The organism is Symploca atlantica LB2515, assembly GCF_052546295.1.
Genome location: NZ_JBQWMT010000001.1, coordinates 3,417,670 through 3,439,640, shown reverse-complemented (window position 1 = coordinate 3,439,640; position 21,971 = coordinate 3,417,670). Strand labels below are relative to the sequence as shown.

16 protein-coding genes and 3 pseudogenes are annotated in these 21,971 nt (G+C 45.0%); 5 read left to right on the top strand and 14 right to left on the bottom strand.

What is annotated here, in order from left to right; genetic code table 11:
* Window positions 1-25: 25 nt before the first annotated feature.
* The gene (locus ACT7WV_RS14270; protein WP_445103521.1) at window positions 26-385 is read left to right on the top strand and encodes a hypothetical protein; all 360 of its coding nucleotides are present in this window, start codon (window positions 26-28) and stop codon (window positions 383-385) included.
* A gap of 227 nt (window positions 386-612) precedes the next feature.
* Complete coding sequence (locus ACT7WV_RS14265) at window positions 613-2,652, top strand: ATP-binding protein (RefSeq protein WP_445103520.1); 2,040 nt, start codon at window positions 613-615, stop codon at window positions 2,650-2,652.
* Window positions 2,653-2,663: 11 nt separating this feature from the next.
* Here the strand turns inward: ACT7WV_RS14265 and ACT7WV_RS14260 are convergent.
* Window positions 2,664-3,877: pseudogene (locus ACT7WV_RS14260) on the bottom strand (RNA-guided endonuclease InsQ/TnpB family protein).
* 333 nt (window positions 3,878-4,210) lie between these two features.
* Here ACT7WV_RS14260 and ACT7WV_RS14255 point away from each other — a divergent pair.
* Window positions 4,211-5,410, top strand: a complete 1,200-nt coding sequence (locus ACT7WV_RS14255) for an RNA-guided endonuclease InsQ/TnpB family protein (protein ID WP_445103519.1) — start codon at window positions 4,211-4,213, stop codon at window positions 5,408-5,410.
* A gap of 38 nt (window positions 5,411-5,448) precedes the next feature.
* On the opposite strand, the gene ACT7WV_RS14250 is transcribed toward ACT7WV_RS14255, so the two are convergent.
* From ACT7WV_RS14250 to ACT7WV_RS14220, 7 genes and pseudogenes are all read right to left on the bottom strand, one after another.
* Entirely contained in the window at window positions 5,449-5,889 is a 441-nt protein-coding gene (locus tag ACT7WV_RS14250) for a hypothetical protein (RefSeq protein ID WP_445103518.1), read from the bottom strand.
* A gap of 138 nt (window positions 5,890-6,027) precedes the next feature.
* Window positions 6,028-6,416 (bottom strand): annotated as a pseudogene (locus ACT7WV_RS14245) (transposase); the annotation flags it as partial.
* Between the two features lie 8 nt (window positions 6,417-6,424).
* Window positions 6,425-6,694, bottom strand: a complete 270-nt coding sequence (locus tag ACT7WV_RS14240; protein ID WP_445103517.1) for a helix-turn-helix domain-containing protein — start codon at window positions 6,692-6,694, stop codon at window positions 6,425-6,427.
* A gap of 20 nt (window positions 6,695-6,714) precedes the next feature.
* Window positions 6,715-6,858: a hypothetical protein gene (locus tag ACT7WV_RS14235; RefSeq protein WP_445103516.1), complete on the bottom strand. Its 144-nt coding sequence runs from the start codon at window positions 6,856-6,858 to the stop codon at window positions 6,715-6,717.
* A 9-nt stretch (window positions 6,859-6,867) separates the two neighbouring features.
* Entirely contained in the window at window positions 6,868-8,448 is a 1,581-nt protein-coding gene (locus tag ACT7WV_RS14230) for an NACHT domain-containing protein (RefSeq protein ID WP_445103515.1), read from the bottom strand.
* A gap of 378 nt (window positions 8,449-8,826) precedes the next feature.
* A complete protein-coding gene (locus ACT7WV_RS14225) occupies window positions 8,827-11,949 on the bottom strand; it encodes an efflux RND transporter permease subunit (RefSeq protein WP_445103514.1) in 3,123 nt (1,040 codons plus the stop codon).
* 62 nt (window positions 11,950-12,011) lie between these two features.
* Window positions 12,012-13,577 (bottom strand): efflux RND transporter periplasmic adaptor subunit, encoded by a 1,566-nt coding sequence (locus ACT7WV_RS14220; protein ID WP_445103513.1) that lies wholly within the window; start codon window positions 13,575-13,577, stop codon window positions 12,012-12,014.
* 811 nt (window positions 13,578-14,388) lie between these two features.
* Here ACT7WV_RS14220 and ACT7WV_RS14215 point away from each other — a divergent pair.
* Window positions 14,389-14,466: pseudogene (locus ACT7WV_RS14215) on the top strand (hypothetical protein); the annotation flags it as partial.
* A complete protein-coding gene (locus tag ACT7WV_RS14210) occupies window positions 14,452-14,757 on the top strand; it encodes a WD40 repeat domain-containing protein (protein ID WP_445105654.1) in 306 nt (101 codons plus the stop codon). The pseudogene ACT7WV_RS14215 and the gene ACT7WV_RS14210, both read left to right, overlap by 15 nt.
* Window positions 14,758-14,866: 109 nt before the next feature.
* Here the strand turns inward: ACT7WV_RS14210 and ACT7WV_RS14205 are convergent, their stop codons facing one another.
* From ACT7WV_RS14205 to ACT7WV_RS14180, 6 genes are all read right to left on the bottom strand, one after another.
* On the bottom strand, window positions 14,867-15,373 hold the full coding sequence (locus tag ACT7WV_RS14205; RefSeq protein WP_445103512.1) for a hypothetical protein: 507 nt from the start codon (window positions 15,371-15,373) through the stop codon (window positions 14,867-14,869).
* Window positions 15,374-15,661: 288 nt separating this feature from the next.
* The gene (locus ACT7WV_RS14200; RefSeq protein ID WP_445103511.1) at window positions 15,662-16,783 is read right to left on the bottom strand and encodes a hybrid sensor histidine kinase/response regulator; all 1,122 of its coding nucleotides are present in this window, start codon (window positions 16,781-16,783) and stop codon (window positions 15,662-15,664) included.
* Between the two features lie 487 nt (window positions 16,784-17,270).
* Entirely contained in the window at window positions 17,271-17,993 is a 723-nt protein-coding gene (locus ACT7WV_RS14195) for a Stp1/IreP family PP2C-type Ser/Thr phosphatase (RefSeq protein WP_445103510.1), read from the bottom strand.
* 34 nt (window positions 17,994-18,027) lie between these two features.
* Window positions 18,028-19,731 (bottom strand): ABC1 kinase family protein, encoded by a 1,704-nt coding sequence (locus ACT7WV_RS14190; RefSeq protein WP_445105653.1) that lies wholly within the window; start codon window positions 19,729-19,731, stop codon window positions 18,028-18,030.
* Between the two features lie 204 nt (window positions 19,732-19,935).
* Entirely contained in the window at window positions 19,936-20,262 is a 327-nt protein-coding gene (locus ACT7WV_RS14185) for a DUF6825 family protein (protein WP_445103509.1), read from the bottom strand.
* Between the two features lie 219 nt (window positions 20,263-20,481).
* Complete coding sequence (locus ACT7WV_RS14180) at window positions 20,482-21,870, bottom strand: serine/threonine protein kinase (RefSeq protein WP_445103508.1); 1,389 nt, start codon at window positions 21,868-21,870, stop codon at window positions 20,482-20,484.
* Between the last annotated feature and the right edge of the window lie 101 nt (window positions 21,871-21,971).

Genomic DNA, 21,971 nt, shown 5'->3' with positions numbered 1-21,971 from the left:
AATAGGATTAAGGAACTTTGAGCAGATGCTGAAAAAACTCAAGGGTGGATTAGTATTAGGTGTAGGTTATATGCTCTCACCTTTATCTTGGTGGAATGACCTGTTTTTTAATCTGCCCATTGCCTATTTTTTTGGCTATCTTGTTAGTTGGATTAATGCCGACTTATTTTTGCCCTTCACCATTATTGGCTATTGGATATCTAATGTTTTGGGTATCTTGATGATGCAGATGGGAGCAACGGATATTTTCCTTGAAGAGAAGCCCAAGAATCCTCGGAAAGATTTGCTTATTGGCTTGGGGAGTTCAACAATTTACACGCTAGTAATTCTGGGATTGGTTTACTTTCATGTGCTGGAACTTCCCACTTTTTTGGCGAGTCATTAATTGGATTGAACTATCCGCCAACTTAACGATTCACAGATGGGAATTGCAGGGGCGTGAAGCGAAGCTATCGCGTAAGCGAATCACTGGTCATTTGATCAAATTATACAAAGATAAGATTAAGGTAGCCAGCAATCAAGAAAGGTACAGCGCAAAGTTTACAGTCAACCTCTCCTCTGATTAGTGACTTGTGCGGAATTTAACAATTACGTTGAAGCTCTGAAGCTTTAATGACGATGCAACAACCTAAACTAGAGCCAGTCACGTTAGACGATGTCGTAATTACAGAGAAGCTATTCTGCCGAACTTTTCGTTCCCCCAATTTGCAGGCAGAAAATCAAGCATTGCATACATTGGCACGGCAGTTGGTAAATCAGCCTGAAGCCATGCTCAGAAGCTTGGTCGCCATGGCACTCGATTTATGTCAAGCAGGAACGGCAGGGGTCAGCTTACTCGAAGTTACCTCTAATGGAGAAGAACTCTTTCGCTGGAAGGTGTTAGCAGGTGCATTGGCAAAGTACGAAGGCGGCACCACACCCCGCAACTTCAGTCCTTGTGGAACCTGCCTTGATCGTGGAACGCCTCAACTCTATTTTTACCCAGAGCGGTATTTCACCTATTTTCAGGCAACTGAAACACAGATTATTGAAGGTTTAGTGTTACCCCTGATGGCGAATAACCATGCTTTCGGCACCATCTGGATTGTGTCCCACGATAAGCAGCGACACTTTGACCCAGAAGACGTGCGGGTGATGTCAAGTTTGGCAGACTTTACCGCTGCCGCCCTACTCCTGAATCAGCAACAAACTCAGGCATTGTTAGAGAAGAATGCCAGACTGGAGGCTGAGATTAGTGAACGCAAGCGTGCAGAAGAAGTGTTGCGCCAATCTGAAAAACGCCTGCGTCGCGTAATTGCAATTGAAACCGTTGGTATCATTTTCTTTCGCACCGATGGCAACATCACCGATGTCAACGACGCGTTTCTCCAGATGAGCGGTTATAGCCGTGAGGACTTTGAGCAAGGACTTGTACGGAGGGAAGAACTAACCCCCTCGGAATGGATGCCCGCTTCTCTATACGCGATTGAAGAACTCAAATCAACTGGGTGCACGACGCCTTACGAAAAGGAATACATCCGCAAGGACGGCTCGCGCTGGTGGGCATTGTTCGCCGCTAAGATTCTCGACGAAGAAGAAGGCGTGGAATTTCTCATTGACATCACCGACAGAAAAAGAGCTGAAGTCGAGCGGGAACAACTGCTGACACGCGAGCAAGCTGCCCGCCAACAAGCTGAAACCGCCAATCGCGTTAAAGACGAGTTTCTGGCGGTGCTTTCTCATGAATTGCGATCGCCCCTCACCCCGATTTTGGCATGGGCAGGACTGTTAAAATCTCGTTCCTTTGATGAGCAAACAACTAAGCATGCACTAGCAACAATTGAGCAGAATGCCAAATTACAAATTCAGTTAGTCGAAGATCTCTTGGATATCTCTTCCATTCTGCACGGCAAACTTAGTCTTCATGCTACTCCAGTGAATCTGAAGCTGATAATTAAAGCAGCATTAGAAACCATAAGCTTAGCAGCAATAGCTAAGTCTATTCGCATTGAAACCGTATTTGAGCCTAACTTACCACGAGTCTTAGGAGACTCCACTCGTTTACAGCAGGTCGTCTGGAACTTGCTAACCAATGCAATTAAATTCACCCCAGCAGGTGGAAATCTTAAAGTTACGCTAAAAAAAATTGGCACTCAAGCTCAAATTAGAATTAGTGACACTGGTAGAGGTATCTCGCCTGAGTTTCTCCCCTACCTCTTTGAATCCTTCCGTCAAGCCGATAGTAGTACAACCCGAACCTTTGGGGGATTGGGGCTAGGGTTAGCCATCGTCCGTCAAGTTGTGGAACTGCATGGAGGTAGGGTTCAAGCAGAAAGCCTAGGTGAAGGACAGGGAGCCAGCTTCACCATTTATCTACAGTTGCTACAGGAGCATCAGATAGTAATTGAAGGCACACAGCAAGACTTGTCAATTGCTCAATCTCCTGCTCCCTTAGAAGGTAAAAAAATCCTGCTGATTGACGATGAAGCTGATACCAGGAAGGTGTTAGCATTTGTGCTAGAGCAGGCTGGTGCAGTTGTCATCGCTGTCGCCTCAGCACAAGAGGCACTGGAAAAGCTTAAACAGAATAAACCAAATGTACTGATCAGCGACATTGGTATGCCAAACATGGATGGCTATATGCTGATTTCTCAAATTAGAGCATTGGATTGACACTCTCCGTCCTATAAGTGCGGAGATTCTTTGTTCATAGACCCAACTTGCTTTAACAGGATTTCTCCAATCAAAGTAGAGGTCGAATCTCCCAAAGCGTTCGGGTTGATGACCCAAGTTCCCACATGCCCTGTGGTACTCAAGGCTGATTTCAGGATGTTGATAGCGGCGTTCCAGTCTCTATCTAACACGAACCCACACTGACAAATATGGGTTCTCATCGATAGGGACTTTTTGACAAGAGTGCCACAACTAGAGCATTTTTGCGAAGTGTAGGAAGGATTAACCGCAATAGTTATCTTGCCAAACTTAACCCCGAAATACTCTAGCCACTTCCTGAATTGATACCAACCTGCATCATTAATAGATTTGGCAAGACAATGATTTTTAACTAAGTTTCTAATCCTCAAATCTTCATAGGCTACCAAATCGTTAGATTGGATTACGCAACGCGCCAGTCTTTTGGCGTGTTCTTCACGTTGCCTACTTATTCTGAGGTGTACTCGTCCTAGTCGATTAATGGCTTTTTTACGGTTGGCTGAGCCTTTTTTCTTGCGAGAAACACGGCGTTGTCTAAACCTCAGCCGCTTCTCGCCTGTTCGATAAAACCTAGGATTAGCTTCAGTGTGTCCATTGCTATCGGTGTAGAACTCTTTGAGTCCAACATCTAATCCAATAGTTTTACCTGTTGGGTTAATGTCTACTTTGTTCTCGGCACTTACCAAGAACTGAACATAGTACCCATCGGCACGACGCACTAACCTAACTCGTTTTATCTGTTCTAACTGGTAGTAGTTTAAATCCCACGTCCCTTTGAGTTTAAGCTTGCCAATCCCTTTCTTATCCGTGAAAGTGATTTGTTTTCGGGTGGCAGAAAGCGACCATCCTGAAGTTTTGTACTTTCGAGTGATCGACAATTTTTCTTAAACGTTGGATAGCCTTTCTTCCCTGGAATAGCCTTCTTACAATTGCTGTAGAACCGAGCAATAGCGCTATAGGCTCTTTCAACTGCAACCTGACAAGCATGAGAGTTCAAGGCTTTCACGAATTGAAACTCAGCTCTGAGCTTAGTGTTGTAGCGATACAGCTCTTTTTGTCCTACACCTCGATTATCCATCCAGTGACGGATAACTTTGTTGCGGACGAATTGAGCGGTTCTAATCGCCTCATCTATAGCAGCGTATTGAGTTGTTTTTCCCTTAGCCTTGAACTCTAAGACAATCATTTGACGTGGAAAAACCTACATCAAAAACATATCATAAACAAAGTCCCCCTGGAAGGGGGAGGCTTGAATCCCATTATTTTCGGTCACCAGAGTTACCAATTCCAGCGATCGCACTGACTGCCTACGCCACAGAAATAGACCGACAGCAGGCTTTGGCAGGGGGTTTCAACTACCTAAATGAGGGGGTTTGGGGGAGCGATAGTGCTGCGTCCATACCCCTAGGGTTGGGCGTAGGTACCTGGACTCACCCAAGCTAATTTAAGGGGTTCAACACCTCTTAAATTAGCAGTCTACCGTATTGATTGATTCTGGTAGATACTCTAAAATAATAAAATGCTCAACCTAACTTACGCTTATAAAATTAATCTAAATTCAGGTAAAACGGCACTTATTGATCAGACATTAGAGGTGTGCCGTAAAGTCTGGAATTATGCTTTACGGGAACGTAGGGACTGGATTAATTCGCGTAAGTGTCGAGTAGATGCTTGCTCAATTCATTCGGAATATATCATTCCAGCAGATACGCCTTATCCCAGTAAAAGTCTTCAGGAGAAAGCGCTAACTGTAGCCAAAAAGACGAATGAAGAGTTGAAAAGCATTAACGCTCAAGTCTTGCAGCAAGTACTGAGGAAATTAGATACCGCATTTGAAGACATGAAGCGAAAAGGATTCGGTTTCCCTCGCTTCAAGAAGTTCGGACAAATGCGGTCTTTTGTATATCCCCAAATGCTGAAAGACCCATTAGGGCAAGACTGGGTAAAGCTTCCGCAGTTAGGCAAAGTCGAAGTAATTATGCATCGACCTATACCTAGTGGATTTGAATTGAAGCAGGCTCGAATCGTCAAAAAAGCGTCAGGATATTACGTCATGCTGTCATTGCAGTTAGACGTTAATCTGCCAGACACTCCACCATCAGGACACCCTTTAGGGATTGATGTTGGACTGAAAAAATTCTTGGCAACATCTGATGGTGAGCTAATCAAAAGACCCAGGTTCTTTGAAGCTTTGGCACCTAAGCTTAAATTGCTACAACGCCGACTTAAGTACAAGAAAAAAGGGTCTAAAAATCAAGCTAAGTTAGCTAAAAAGATAGCGAGAATTCACCAACAAATACACGACACCCGAAAAGACTTTCACTTTAAGTTGGCGCATCACCTTTGTGACCAGGCTGGGATGATATTTGCCGAACAACTTAACCTCAAAGGCATGGCTAAAGGAATGCTAGGAAAGCACACTTTAGATGCTGGATGGGGTCAGTTCTTGCAGCTATTATCTTGGGTTTGCTGGAAACGTGGGGTGTATTTTGCCAAAGTGGAAGCGGCTGGCACATCGCAGACTTGTCCAGAATGCGATACTCATGTGTCCAAGAACTTATCGGTTCGAGTGCATGAGTGTCCCAAATGTGGGTACAAGACGGATAGGGATGTGGTGCCGCTCAAATTGTCAGAAACCGGGGTGTTTCTGCCGTTGGACAGACGGTGGAGGAAATTGCCTGTGGACGGGATGCGTTGGGGACTGAGTTACTCAGTCTAGGTAGCACCGGAAGAGACAGGAATCTCCTAGAAGCGATTTTAGGAAGCCCTTTCCATAATCTTTGATTTGGGAAGGGAGGATGTCACTGGTCGAAATTCCTTACTTTCATCCAGTAGCGCCATCAGATATTCCACAATTTCTGGCGTCAGTCCTCCATAACCCAGCAAGTCATAAATCTCTTCAGCTAACCGCTCATCATCAACCAGAAATCCCCGGCGCTTATGCCGTTCTGTCCATTCTTCCAGCGCTTCTTGCAAGCGCACAGCAGATAAAAATTCGCCAAAACTCTTGTGGGCAAACTCAACTGCCCCTTCCTTGTCCTCACTAGCAGAACGTAAGTAAAAAGCTGCCAAGGCATTTTTTAAGGGATTATCACCGAGGCGTTGTTCTGCCTTTTCAAACATGGCTTTGGCGTTGCTATCACCCCTAATACGTGCTTCAATCATTTTGAGCGAGGCATATTCACCGCCAGATTGCACAACACATAACCCAGCTTCGGTAAGAATACGCCGTAAACTTTCTGTGTCTTGCTCCGTGAGTTCACGATTAAGATCTTTTGAACGCTGTTTGATCAGTACCCAGTCTATTAGACCTCTTGCAAAAGTAGCGGCAGCTAACTAATTTGAGTTCAAACGAAGTTCGTAATTATAGATGCCTGCAATTAAATTAAAGCGTAAACCAAACCTTTTTCTTCTGTTGCGATATCGCTCGGATAAAATTCTAAATATTTTGAGGCGACGGTAAACATGTTCAATCACTATCCTCTCTGAAGCTAATTTATGATTCTCTTTTTTTGTTCTTTTGATAGTTTGCTCTTCTTGGGTTTTTTATGGGGTATCCGACTTTGTTTGTGGATTTTCGCTATTCCCTGATATCCTCGATCTCCGAGACACTGTATCTCTGTCTTTAGATTGGTTTTACTCCGTTTAAACAACTTAAAGTCGTGTTCTTTACCCTTGCCGCATGCAATACAGATAATCTCTTTGCTGTTTTTTTCAACGATAAGTTGAGATTTTAAAGTGTGCTTTTTCTTCTTGCCACTGTAGAACTTTTTCTGTTTTTTTGAGGACGCTCTAGGGGAGTTTCAGTTACATCAATAACTGCTATCTCTATTGGGTTTCCCGATTTCAATAGTTGTTTCTTTCCCGGAATCCTTAATTCTTTTGACTTGATTAAAATATTTTCTATTTTACGAATTATTCGATATACTGTTGATTCGTTAAGTCCCCAATGTTGACCGATATGAAAGTAAGTTCTGTACTCTCGTAAGTATTCGAGCGTCATCAATACTTGATTTTCTGGACTTAATTTGGACGGTCTTCCGGTTTTATCTTCTGTTTTTCATTTGTTTCCACTAACTCAACCATCTTAGCAAACGTCTCTTTTCTAACTCCACAAAGGCGTTTGAACTCTTGGGGTTTTAGGTCTTTCACCTTTTCATAGGTCATTATTTTCCCTCATACTGACCTATTTATCTCTTTTTTACTGGACTTTTGCAAGAGGTCTATTGACTTCTGGTAAATCAAGATTTTCGCTTGAACACCACTAGCCTCAGCAAACATTTGGGCTGTTATCTCACCATCCCGATGCATTGCCGCCAACAGATAAAGTAATAAGGGCTCTCGTGCCAATTCCTTCACTCTCTTTGGGCAGCTTTCAGCTTGCAAAAACTCTTTAAATGCTAAGGCTTTATCCTCGCCTACGAGTTTTCCCCACTTGCCCAACCACTGCTGCTGGAGTTGACTATCCATCGGCGAGATTTCCACCCGCTTTAAATTTCTGGGCATGAATTGTTCGATACCCTGCAAAGCCAACTCTCTGCCAGTAATTAAAAAGCGATGTCCTAACTGGGGATTTTGGGCGCAACTAAGTTGATAATTCCCTACCTGTTTAAGAAACTTTTCGATGCCGCCACTAGTTCTCCCCTCCATACGCAATTCATCAAAGCCATCCAGCAAAAACAAAAATCGCGTATTCTCATCCGTCAACCAGCCATGATCACTCTTAGCAAAATCTGCCTGAACTGCTGCTTTTAGGGTATTCTCAAGACTCGGCTCAAAAGCACCAATATCCCGCAAGCGAATTAAAACTGGCGTCCACAGTGGATGTAAATGCTGCCTTACCCAGTCAGCAAACATCCGACAAAACACGCTCTTGCCGCGTCCTGGCCCGCCTTGAATAAACATTATCTGATCACGGCTGTCAGAGTTGTTGAGCAACTTTTTCGCCCAATCCTCTAAATCAGTTGGTTCCGCCTGCTTATCCACCTTGCCGTTAGCGTCTAGCTGTCGCGCTTGCAGTGGCACATAAATATCAGGAAAGGTAAACTCTTCATCAAACACCCGCCACCTTGGGTTATTTTTATTAGGGGATATTTGCTCTTGGAGATACTCTTCAACGCTCTCGTATTTATCGACTTCCGCCCCCTTCCCAGCAGCATAAAGCTTGGCTAACGGCTCAACAGAGTCCTCCGCCTCAGATAATGCTGGCATCATATAGCGATGAGTTCCCCAAGCCACCCACCCACTGATAATTGCTGCTTGATACTTATCTATTCCTACTTGTTGCAATTGGGCAGAAAGTTGCTGATTGAAAGCTTGGGCTAATTCCGACTTGTGGAAACATCCCAAGGCATTTTTCGCCAGTTCCTCATCTAGTTTAAACTCTCCTAACTGGGCAATTTCCCCTGGTGGTACTGTGGCAAGTTGCCGCAATGAGTCATTTTTTTGCAGCAACTCATTTAAACTTTCTAAGTAAGCCAGAGGAGATGCGATCGCAACCCATGCCTCTAAGGTTGGCTTGTTCCCAGTTTTTTGAGAATATAGCCTGACCCCTTTAATTGCCAGTCCTACACCAGACAAGCCAGCAAGCGCAATTCCAGCAGGATTGGCAACTGCGGAAAACAAACCCAAAGCTAGCCCAAATTCTAGAGCAAATTTAGTAACTTCCGTCCCCGCCTCTGCCACATCTCCAGGTTTTCCCAACACCCGGATATCGGTGTTCAACAACTGCCAGAACTTGCGCAATTTCCCTGCCATTTCTCGCCTTTAACTCTGGATAAGTCGAACTTAACTCAGACTTGAGTAAATTGGTAGCGCGAAGTCACACATTTAAATGGGGTATGAATAGCGGTCAAGATGGTCGCACTACTTACTTATTACCTATTACTTATTACCCATTACTTATTACTTATTACCCATTACTTATTAGTTATTACTTATTACCCATTACTTATTGGTTATTACTTATTACCCATTACTTATTGGTTATTACCCATTAGTTATTACTTATTACCCATTAGTTATTACCCATTAGTTATTAGTTATTAGTTATTACCCATTAGTTATTACTTATTACTTATTACCCATTAGTTATTAGTTATTAGTTATTAGTTATTACCCATTAGTTATTAGTTATTACTTATTACTTATTACTTCCCTATGCTTAGCCACCTCTTCAGTTACTTCCACCTTTCGAGAGGGCTTTTTCTTACCACTAAATAAGTCACCAATCCAGCCCACCAAATTATCTACATAAGTAAACAGTACTGGCACCACTACCAGTGTTAGCAGAGTGGAAGTACTAAAACCACCAATCACCGAAGTTGCCATGGGAGCACGCACTTCACCAGCAGCCCCCATTCCTAAAGCGATTGGCACCATACCCGCAATAGTAGAAACCGAGGTCATGAGAATTGGTCGCAAACGAGAAACACCGGCCTCAACCACTGCTTTGAACTGCGGTTTTCCTTCCTGCTTACCAGCTAGGGCAAAATCTACCAACAAAATCGCATTTTTAGTCACTAATCCCATTAGCAACACAATACCAATTAGAGCAAACAGCCCCAATTCTTTTTGAGTAATTAACAAGGCGAGTAAAGCACCGCCAATTGATAAAGGCAAGGCGACCAAAATGGCGAAGGGATAGAGAAAATTGTTGTAGAGCAAAACCAGGATGGCATAAATCGAGAGTACTGCCAGTCCTAAAGCTGTACCAAAGCGGCTGAAAATTTCTTGCATAATCTCAGCACCCCCATCCGGTTCCTCTGAGACTTCTGGCGGCAAGTTCTGGAGGGCAGGTAATTGCCTAACCTCTTCCAAGGCATCTCCTAAAGAAATACCCTGCAAGTTGCCTCCTACCGACACCTGACGAGAGCGGTCAAAGCGTTCAATTTGCGCCGGGCCACTGCCTAAGCGGATATCTGCCACCGCACTAATTGGAACCAAGTCACCATTTTGACTCTGGATCCTGAGATTTTTCAGGGTGGCGATGTCATTACGGGCTGTCGGGTCTAGCTGAACGCGAATCGGAATTTGTCGGTCTGCTAAATTAAACTTAGCCAGATTTGACTCATTATCTCCAATCAGGGCTAAAGAAGCCGTACGTGCGATCGCATTTACTGAAATTCCTAAATCACCCGCACGGTTCGGATCCGGTTCAATCACAATTTCCGGCTTCACCAAACTAGCACTAGAATTGACTTCTACTAAACCAGGGATTTGCCGCATCTGTTGTTCGAGGGCTTGGGAAGCTTGATTGAGGGCATCCGGGTTCTCACTTTTGAGAACAATCGATAAATCCTTGTTTCCGCCGACACTGCGACTAGCAAAGCTAAGGCGGGCACCGGGAATGCGCTGGAAAAGTTCACGCATCTGCTTCTCAAACTCTTGTTGCGAAACTTCCCGTTCTTCCTTGGGCACCAGATTAATCGAGACAGTCCCAGAATTAACCTGGCTAGCAGTTGCCAGGATACTTTCCACTGCCGAGTTATCCTGCAACGATTGATAAATCTGTTGCATGACTTGCTCTGTTTCCGAGAGTTGAGATCCTGGCGGTAACTCAATCGAAACCCTACTCAAACCCGTATCACCACTGTCAAACAAACCCTTGGGAATGAATGGTATTAACTGCAAGCTACCGATAAAGAAAGCCAAGGCAATCAAAAGTGTCGTAATGCGGTGCCTCAGCGCCCAATTGAGAAGAGTGCGATAAGGTTGTAGGCGTTTGCGTTGCTGTGGCAGGTTAGAGGCGAGTAATTGCTCTCCCGTTGGCTGAGTTTTCGGCTTGAGTAAATAAGCACTCAACATCGGTGTCATCGTTGCAGCTACGAGGGTGGAAAACATCGTGGAGACAGCAACCGTTACCCCAAAGGGTTGAAAATACTGACCAGGAATGCCTCCCATAAATGCCACAGGCAGAAACACAGCGACAATTGTGGCTGTGGTGGCAACTATCGCCAAACCGATTTCCCTAGCTGCATCTAGCGCTGCTTGGAAAGGTTTCTTGCCCATCTGCAAGTGCTGCTCAATGTTTTCAATCATGCAGATGGCATCATCAACCAGGTTACCCACTGCCAAGGCTAAAGCCAGTAGAGTCATGCCGTTGAGGGTGTAGTCTAGGCTTTTCATTACCCAAAAAGTGGGAATCATTGACAAGGGCAGCGCTGTAGCAGTAATTAGAGTTACCCGCCAATCTCGCAAAAATAGTCCCACCGTAGCCACGGTAAGCAAGCAACCGATAATTAAGCTATCGATTGTGGCTTGGTATTCATCACGAATCGAGTCAGCCTCTGTAAAAATCAGGCGTAGCTCAATATCCTCAGAGAGCGTTGTTTTGAGTTGGTTTACTGCCTCACTAACACCTTCCTCAACAGTAACCAGAGTGCTGCCACTGCTACGCAGCACAGAAAAAGTCACTGCTGGCTCACCATCTAAATAAGCTGCTTGCCTAGCTTCAGAAAAGCCGTCCCTGACTTCTCCTAAGGAAGATAGAGGTACAGTAGCACCATCCGAGAGTACGATGTTGTAACTCCGCAACTGATCAACTGTTTTGGCACTACCAAGAGTACGGATATTTTGCTCACTGCCGCCTACTTCAGCACGGCCACCAGGCAAGTCGATATTAAAGTTACGGATTTGGTCGTTAACTTGCGTTGCCGTTATACCATAAGCTTGCAGTCGGCTAGGGTCAAGATCAACGCGAATTTCGCGGGTTACACCTCCTAGTCGTTCTATTTGGGCAACTCCCGGCACCCTGAGCAATTCCCGGCTGATTTTCCGATCAACTAAGTCGCTCAACTCTTCAACAGAGAGCTTTTCCGAGGAGACAGCATAAGTTACAATCGGTGCACCAGTTGCTTCCAGCCGCTTGACGATTGGTTCGTTGACATCTTGGGGTAAGTCTTGGCGAATTTGGGCAAGCGCGTTGCGGACATCGTTAGTTGCCCGGTCAATATCTGTCCCCAGAATAAATTCTATGGTTGTTGTTGAATTACCTTCATTAACATTCGATCTGATCTTGTCAATATTTCCTAATCCCGCAACAGAGTCTTCAACTTTTTTTGTTACTTGAGTCTCTAATTCTGTTGGCCCAGCCCCTGGTTGTGTAACGGTAATTGTCACCACTGGGATGTCAATATTCGGCTGGCTATCTATTCCCAAGCTTCCGAAGGACATCAAGCCAACTATCCCCAAAATAAAAAACATGATGATGGTGGGAACTGGTTTTTTAATTGACCAAGCAGACAGGTTGAAGGACATGTTTTGCAGGAGTTCAGGAGTTCAGAAGATTAGAAAATAGCGGGTTTGTTTGCTGGTAAGTTTTAACTCTCTTTTTTGCTTTCTACGACTTCAATTTTGTCGCCATCTTTGAGGTAAGCAGCACCTTTTACGACTACGCGATCGCCTACCGATAAACCGCTTTTAATTTCTACTTGCTCGTTTGCTAAGATTTCTCCCATCTCTACCGATTGTGCTTTAACAGTGTCATCTGCTGACACCTGATAAACAATCGCGCTGCCGTCTGATTGGGGCAACACAGCCTTAGATGGCAAGGTTAGACCCTTGGCTTCTGAGGTGGTAATTGCTGCTTTTAAAAACATCCCAGGTCGTAAAGAATCTTGAGCTGGTAAATCTACTTTTACTGTTGCTTTGCGAGAGTCTTGATCTACCACTGGATCAATTTCTCTTACCTTTCCAGATAAGTTTAGGTTCTTATCAACATCGGACGTAATTGTTACGCTTTTCCCTGGGCTAATTTGTGGCAGTTGAGTTTCAGGAACCTCTAATTCCAGTTGCAAACTACTATTTTCGATGATTTGAAACAGTTCTTCTGAAGAAGTAACTTTGCCCACACGAGCTTTTCTCTCTGCTACTTTGCCATTAACAGGAGCAACCACCCGTGTATCTTGTAGTCGCGACATCAATAACTGCACTTCTCCTTTAGCTCTCGCTAGCTGCGCTTCGCTTTGAGAAATTATCTCTTGGCGAGAACCAGCACGTTGTTGCTTAAGTTGTTGTTGAGCTTCTGCTACAGCAGCTTCTAATTGCTCAATTTCTGGGCTGTTGGTGTTTCTTGCCTGATCAAGGCGTTGTTGCGCTTCCGATAAATTCGCCCGGGCACTCTCATATTCACTCAAACTCTCGTTAAATCTGTCTTGAGTAACGGCTCCTTGATTGACCAGTCCTTTGAGACTCTTGTAGCGATTCTCCGCTAGATTCAATCGCGCTTGTGCAGAGGCTACTTGAGCTTGGGCTTGATCAATTTGTCTGGGGATACTCGCTTGAGATTGTCTCAGACGAGCTCTGGCTTGGTTGAAACGAGCCTCCGCCTGAGCAATTTCCTCAGACCGATTTCCGGCTTTGAGTTCTGCTAGACGCGCTTCTGCTTCAGCCACTGAGGCCTGGGCTTGTTTTAACTGCGCTTGGAGAGCCGCATCATCTAGGCGGGCCATCAGTTGTCCGGTTTTAACATAGTCGCCCTCGTCTACTAGCACTTGCTTAATCTGTAGACCATTAGCCTGAGACAATACTGAAATCATCTCTGAGGCCTTAACGGTGCCAGTAGCCTCCAAACTATTCTGAACACTGGAGGTTTTGACCTCGGCTACTGTGACACTTTGAGCTGGTGCAGCTGATGAAGTAGCCGGAGGTGCTTCGGTGGTGGCCGCTTCTTGTCTGGGAGTAGCTAAGTGGTTTCCTAGTAGTGCCAGCGCAATGCCTACACCCATACCAATTAAAATGCCTCGTCCGCCCCCTAGCCAGTTAGGTCTGGTTTGATCCGTCTGGGAAACTGAGACTAAAGTGGAATCATCTTCTCGGTTGGTAGGTGCAGCAACACTGGCTCCATTCAACTGATGTTTTTCTGGCTCTGAGGCTGTCTGGGTCACGGTTCCTCCTTTTTGATGTAGATTTCGGTTGCACTAAACTAAGTTGTCTGAAAGGTATAGTTGGGCTTCACTGATCGCTGAAGGCCGCAATTTGTTAATTTCCATGCACCCGAATTCAACATTGCTGAGCTTGTTAGAGGATTTTGTAAAGAAATTTTACTTTTATTATCTTTTTTTAAGATAGCGTGGGTTCTGCCTCAGTGACCACTGATGATTAAGTTAAAGCCATACTTGTGAACAGACTCGAAGGCACTCAGACATTAGCACCTTCTATGTTTCTAAATTACTCTTAGTGGCTATGCTTAGGCTTCACACAGCTAGCTCACCCGAAGGGATGGTTTAGATTCATCCTTGTAGTTCACCCATTAGCAGGAAGCAGTTAGACGACTAATTTGGTAAGGATTAAAGCCTTACTACCTGCTCTGAAACCCCAGGAAGAGCGCTCCTTAAGGGATCGCCATCACCAGTTACTGGCTAATTAGCATGACTACCACAGCAATACAATTGCAACTAACAACTGAAACCTTGAATTACCCAGGATAACTAATCTAACTAGCTTTAACTTTCAATCGTAAGAAGTCCCACACCTACCTGCAAGGAGGCGCGGGATGAATTGCGAACAGGATGTGCGGTAGAATACGAGATGTAGGTGTAATCAAAATAAATGCAGAAATGCAGCCTACAAACACAACAAATATATCTCTCAAAGTCCGTGGGACGCACGGCTTAAAAGCTCAGTTAATGTCTTCAAAGAAGAGTCGCTGAGAAGCCTGCACTTGCTCGTTAGAGAAGCGTAGGTAAGTCACAGGGACATACTGATTGGGTGTCGCCGGTTGCCTTTAGTCCCGGTGGAAAAACTCTAGCCACTGGCAGCATGGATCGAACGATTAGGATTTGGGATATCTGCAATGGTCAGTGTTTGAAGATTTTGCAAGGTCACGATCGAATCCTTGCCAGCATTAGTTTAGACCATACGGTGAGGTTGTGGGATGTACCTGAGGGGAAGTGTCTGAGAGTATTACAAGGACATACAAGGTGGGTGCTTTCCGTGACTTTTACCACAGGCAAAGAATTTGCTCGTGATTCTGGTCAAGTCCTTGCCAGTGCGAGTGATGCTCAGACCATACGATCGATTTTGGCATACCGAGACGGGGGAGTGTCTGAAAATCCTTACCAATGAAAGACCTTACGAGGGGATGAATATTACTAACGTAGTTGGTGTCTCTGAAGCTCAAAGAGCAGCACTCAAGGCTTTAGGAGCAATTGATTAAAATAGCTAGCTAAAGACCTCAAATTATCAATTTACCAATCATTAAAACATTGCTATCAGAGCGGAGGTAAGGAACCGAAGTACCTCTAAACCCAGTAATTAAGGGCTTATGATACAACTGCCAGTAAACTGGACTAAGCTCATGAGCGATCGCTTTGAGTGCCTTGAGTTCTTCTGCTAATTCTGCTGCTAGTTCGTTAATACGATTGGCATGGTCATAGGCGCGTTGCGTTGCCTGTTCTACTTCTTGCTCACGGTTCAGGCGTTCCTGTTGCCTAGGTGAGAGCTGTAACCCACCCTGTTTCTGATGTAGCTGAGCTTCCAAAGCTGCGATCGCTTGATCAATCCCCTCTACTTCTGTGGATACTTTAGCAGCTTCTCTGGCTTGATGGCGATAAGCCTTGGTGATTGCCTCTGGTGAGTCGCTTTCTGGCAGTATCTCTCCCACTGTCAGAGCCTCACGTTCACTGCGTAGTGCTTCAATTTGAGAGCGAATTGCCTCGATTTCTGCTTGTCTTTGCTCCATACTACCTCAATTAATTATCTCGCTCTGTTCCCTTAATAATAGACCTCCAAACTATTATATTATCTAGGTTTGAGGGAAAATTAGGGATGAGATTTGGGGGTGAATCGACAATAATACTGCCTCGTTGAGACCCAACTCAGTGAACGAAGCACCAATCAAGATAAAATCCATGTAGGCAATTTATGAGTCAGCCAGACGACGTTTGAGATTATCTTGAGCAAAACCAGTCACTTTTCCACGAACCGTTTACCTACGCAGCGACTATTTTTCAGCACAGCGACAATATTTTTACTGATAGGCAGGGAAGCGTATGATAAATAAACTGCCTTGACCCAGGTCGGACTTGAGTTCAATAGTTCCCTGGTGAGTCTCGATAATCCTCTTCGACAGATGCAGTCCCAAGCCACTACCAGAACGCTTGTGGCTGCCTTGCCGAAACCGCTCGAATAGCATCTTTTGCTCTTCTGGTGATATACCCGGACCAGTGTCTTTAACTTCAATAACTAGCCAGGAATCATTAGGCTGAGCATCAACAGGAGTCTGGCTAAGATGGATGGTAACTGAGCCTGCATCTGTAAATTTGATGGCATTTCCGACCAAGTTAGTAAAAACTCGGTGTATTTCTAAGCGATCGCCTACTATTTTGGAGTCAACATTTTCTTGATTGTCGTACGTTAAAGACAGACTTTTCTCCATTGCCAGTGGAGAAAGTTCTTGGACTACTTCCTTAGCTATTTCTTGAACATCGATAGTAGAGAAGCACAAATTCTTACGACCCGCCTCATAGCGATAAACTTCTAGTAAGGTATTTGCCATAGCTAGCAAGTTACGATTACTGCGAGCCATTGTTACTATCGCTTCTTGCATCGGCGGTGACATCTCTCCGAGTGCCCCCTGTTGAAACAGTGTTAGCATCCGGTCAGCGGCGACTAGAGGGGTTCGCAAATCGTGGGTAAGCCTAGAGACAAAATCTTCTCTTTGACGAGCAATATGATCACGTTCATCTACACTATGCTTTAGACGCAACAGGGATCTCACCCGTGCCAACAATTCCTCTACTTCTACTGGCTTGCGGATAAAATCATCAGCCCCCGTATCCAATCCTTGTACAACACTAGGCTGGTCGTAAGCAGTAATCAGCAAAATCGGAATAAAGGATAATTGGGGATTTTCCCGGATGCGCTTTGTCACTTCAAAGCCATCCATACCTGGCATCATCACGTCGAGTAGGACTAAGTCTGGAGGGGACTTGTCAATCTGCTCTAAAGCAACCCTGCCGTCTTCGGCTAAACTAATTTCATAACCTTCTTCTTCTAAAATAGTTTGCACTAAGAATAGGTTATCGCTGGAATCGTCCACAATCAGAATGTGGTCAGTCTTAGGGGAGCTAGTCAAAACCGAAAGATCCATGGGACAAGCAAACTAATAATGAATCGCTAAAATTTTTTTATATTCTTTTGTATATCTTAAGATTCTTTCCTTGTCTGTCATAATCCGCCTCATCCTTGCGAAGGATTCTTGTAGTCAATTTTTGAATACTTCTCTGATGACTGGGGTACGGAGTTACTCACAGCCTTTCAAGTACCTCAAATTTGAGTAAATTATTGTTGCTGAACTTCCCCAAGGCGGCCCACAGCAACAATTGCTTAATTTTGTAGCCCGGTAATGAGCTAGCACCCTTCACTAGTTAAGCTAAGCTTTCGGCTACCAAGGGCGAGAAACAACCATTGGGAAACGATGGAGAAGATTTTCGTAAACAGCGCCATAGGATAACTTTGCTTGAGAGTAGATTAACTAGTTACTCAGATACACTCTGATCAATGCTTGAATACCATCAATTATATGATCTCTATTCCCCTTGTCGGGACTAACGAAAACCAACGGCCACTAGAGCTGGTTAGTCTATTTCAACAATCACCACTGTAATATTGTCTTTACCTCCTTTCTCCTTAGCCGCTTCGATAAGGAGGCTAGCAGCTTGTTTGCCCTCAGCATTGGCTTGTAGGTGGTCAGCAATCAAGTCGTCGGATAGTTCTTCTGTAAGACCATCAGTACACAACAATAGGCGATCCCCTGGTTGTAAATCAATCGGTTGGACATCAACTTGATGTAAATCTTTGCGACCTAGACACTGAGATAGCACATGACGCCAGTGGTGTGTCCTAGCTTGCTCCTGAGTAATATCGCCCGCCTTCATCGCCTTGGCTACCCAGGTGTGATCTTCTGTCACCTGCTCCAGCTTTCCATTTCGCAGTCGGTAAAGCCGAGAGTCTCCGATATGAGCAAACCACGGTTGGTCGTGACGAAAAATTACCACCACAGCGGTAGTACCCATATCAGAGCGTTCTGGATGGTTTTGCTGGTCTTCTAAGATACCCTGATTGGCTTGGTAAATCGCTTGCTCAAGTAACTCCTCTGAGACAGTGTCAGCAGACCAGTTTTCTCCCAAGTAAGCTAGAATCGCTTCCTTGGCAATTTGAGAGGCTTCTTGACCACCAGCATGACCTCCCATGCCGTCGGCGACTATGAAAAAGCGCCCATCAGGGTCGAGGTAGTAATTATCCTGATTGACTGTACGAATGAGTCCCGGATCCGTAAGACCCGTGAAGCGACATTTCATAACTTATTTGTTGGCCTCTAAAAAATTACGGGATTTAGAACATGCGGTCAAATCGGTCAAGCCGTCTGAGTAAACGAATTAGGGCAAATGCCGCTAAAGCTGCTGCCAAAGCGACGACCAATGCTAGACCAATTTTCCCATTAACTAAGAGGATAGTAGCTGATAAGGTGAACGCACAGATTAGTAAAGTATAGTTGGTTCCCAACTGCATACCACTCAGGCGTCGTAGGAGTCGATCTGATTCGATAGACCGCACTCTAATGCGCAAGTCCCCTCTTTCTAATTTATCAATGGTATCTTCAATTCGTCTGGGTAAGCTCAAAGCAGTACTACTAACTTGTGCTGCTTGGCGTCCCAGTTCGTTGATGAAGCTATTGCTATCGGGAGTATTGCCGTTTGTCATAATCTGCAGTGCAAAAGGTTTTGCCACTTCCATAAAGTTGAACTCTGGGTCTAGACCCTTCCCGACACCTTCTAAAGTCGAGAAAGCTCGCATGACGAAGGTAAAAGTTGCGGGGAAGCGAAAAGGCTGACCATAGGCAATTTCATAGAGATCTTCACTAATGGCACTCACCGACTGTTCCTCAAAGGGCTTGTCCATGAAATGGTCTAGCATGTACTGTACTGAGCGTCGTACTGGTCCCATATCTTCTACGGGTGATAAGGCACCCAATTCGACAAGAGAATTAACAACCCGCTCACCATCTTTTTGGGCAATGCCAAAGAGTGTCTCCATGAGTTGCTCACGGATATTTGCCTTGATCCGCCCCATCATGCCGAAATCATAGAAAATTAAAGATCCTTCTGGAGAAACAGCTATATTTCCCGGATGGGGATCGGCATGAAAGAAACCGTCGTTGAATAGCTGTTGTAGGTAAGCTTTTGCCCCTAGATTAGCAAGCAATTTGCGATCCAAACCAGCAGCCTCTAGAGCTTCGTAATGACTAATCTTAATCCCTGGCAAGTATTCCAGGGTTAAAACTCTTGGTGAGGCATATCGCCAGTAGACGCGAGGCACTTTTACCCAGTTATAGCTGCGAAAATTGCGGCGAAATGTATCAGCGTTGCGTCCTTCATTGAGATAATCAATCTCTTCCCACAGAATTCGACAGCACTCCTCGTAGATTCCCAGCCAATCTCTACCCCTTCCCCAATCGGGATGGTTTTGAAAATATCGGGCGATACCCTTGAGAATCTGTAAATCAATGGTGAAAAGCTGGCGCAAACCAGGTCTTTGTACCTTGACCACTACCTCTTCTGAGCTGTGTAACTGAGCTTTGTGGACTTGCCCTAGACTAGCAGCAGCCAAGGGAATTGGGTCAATACTGCGAAAGAGTTCTGTAACCGGCTTTCCCAAATCTTGCTTAATGATTAATTCAGCTTGCTCATAGCTAAAAGCAGGTACCCTGTCTTGTAGCTTAGCCAATTCTTCCACATACTCACCGGGAAATAAGTCGGCACGGGTGGAAAATAGCTGCCCTACTTTAATAAAAGTTGGTCCCAAATCTAGGAAAGTGTCTCTAATCCAGATTGCTTGAGCTTTGCGCCTGGTTGCCCGTTTCTCTTCAGTGAAACCCCCCGGATAGCTCCAGGGTTTACCTTCGAGCCACAACTTAGTTAGCAGTGTCAGAAAAAAAGCCCAAATGTCGATGAATCGGCGGTTACGGGAGTAATTTTCCCGATTCCACCGATAGGCTTTTTCTTTATGTACGTTACCTAAGAAACTTGGGCTAGACACCGGGTGTTCCTTGTCTTGAGTGAGATTGACATAGTCTTTAGAGATAGCAGACACTCGGGTTCCTAAGTTAGTTTCAAAAAAGGTTTATGCAAAAAATGCCTCAACAACCCCGAGATCTGGGACAATTGTTGGTTATTCTTTTAAATGAGGTTTCTGCGACAAAATAAAGGTCAACTCATTAGCAAGCCTTGGGTGCCTATCCTTCTAGATGGACTGATTACGATAGATTTGTAACTCGGCACGCAGGCGGGCAATTTCGGATCTGAGTTCGTCAATTGTTGCCTGCAAGTCACCTGGTTTAGAATTGAGTGGCACTACAGAGCTACTAGCTCGACCACTCATCACAGCTTCAGATTCGCGGCTAGCCCGCTCTTCCACTTGCTCAACAAATTGCCGCAGTCGCTCACGTTGTTCTGCGTCTAATTTACCCAGTTCGCTTAAGACATTCGCCAAAGAGTCTTCTAAAAGCTCACTCAGCCCTTGGGCGGCGGCTCTACCCACAAAAAAGGCATGAATTACAGAATTACTCATGAACATTTTTCTTGATCATACGCAACAGATTATAACTTGATTGTTAAGAAGGCTGCCCGAAAAGCCTTTGCCGTCCCACCTAACTTCGTTGTTAATCTTTTAATTAACTGCTATCTCTCCACCTTTTTACACCAGGTAATAAGTCGCTTGACACCACTAAGCGAAGGCATGCAAACAAATGTGAAAGCTCTGAAAGTCTCTTCTCTCCTGCATCTTGCCTTACAGTTGAGATTCGGAGGCAGGCCAATCGCTACTAGCTGGAAAGGATTGCTTAGTATGCAAGAGAGTAGAACCCTCTTGCTCAGAGGCATGAAGTCGCAGCGCCAAGCCAAATCCCATTCCTGCTGATGCGGCGAGTACACCCGTAATTAGCAAAGCGGGAAAAGGTAGTTGTTTGGGGAGTTGTTGGGTAAGAAAGCTGATCTTAAGTAACCTAGCACTACTCGCTAACCTTGAAGAGGAAGCAGATTTTCCGGTTCGTTGGCGAGAGAAATTAGCGAAGCGGCGAAGGTTGGGAAATAAAGAAAAATCGGCTACTTCAGCTTCTTTGGCTCCGATTGAGTCTTGGTGTGTAGGTGATGCCTTCTCTGTTGTAGGTTTGCTTAACAAGCCTTCAGAGGGTTTTTTGTCAGTTTTCGACTGTTTCTCCCCTCTAAACAACTGCCTGATTTGGCGTTTTTTCTGGAATATTTTGAGCTCAGCTGGTGCTGAGTTAAGATTACTTGGTTGTTTAACTAAGCACTGAGTAAGTGTTCGCTGGGAGTAGGATTTTTCTTCGTCCTTGTCGAGCAAAGACAGCCAAGCTTCGATAGTTTGAGGACGCTGGTTAGGTAATATTTCTAGACCACTGTACACCGCCTGCTTCAGGGCTAGACTCAGTGTGCGGGTACACTCTTCCCAGTCCGGTGACACAGAGCCTGCAACTCCCCGATAATACAGCGCTTGGCGAACTGGTGTTGGCAATGGTGGGTGGCCAGTCAGCAAGCAGTAGAAGGTTGCGGCTAAAGCATAGACATCTGTTGCTGGTGTTCGCTCCCCCTGGGAGGAGTACTGTTCCAAAGGTGCATAACCCGCACAGCAAAGATTAGCATGGGTCTGCATTGCCCCTGGTGTAAACTCACAAGTAAAACCAAACTCACATAACACCACGCGGTCAGTATTTTGCCGCAAAATGATGTTTTGCGGTTTAATGTCCTGGTGCAGTAATTCAGCTTGGTGAAGCACCTTCAGGGCATTACCCACTTGACGAATATATTCAATGGCTTTGGCTTCTGGCAACACATTTGATTGAATTAGTTGAGCCAGATTCTGCCCTGGAATATATTCCATCACTACGTAGGGGCGTCCCTGATCTTCAAAACCGTCAATAACCTGAACTAGATTGGCATGCTTGCAGCTACTCAAACGCGCAGCCAGCTCAAAAAAGCGCCGCCTAAAGCGCCCAAAGTCTGAATGTTGGCACAGATTGTCCGCAAGAGTCTTGAGGATGACTTTTCGACCAGACTCAGTGTTGGTTGCCCGATAGGTGACACCAAAAACCCCCTTACCCATCTGGGTGTCGAGGACGTACTTACCATTGTGCAAACCAGTTTCAACCTTCAAATTCATTAAAGATGCACTGTATTTTTCCACCTATGCTACATCTTAATTAAAGATAGGAAGATTGATACTCTACTCTCTTTGCTAGCTTGGCTGATCTGCGGTAATGC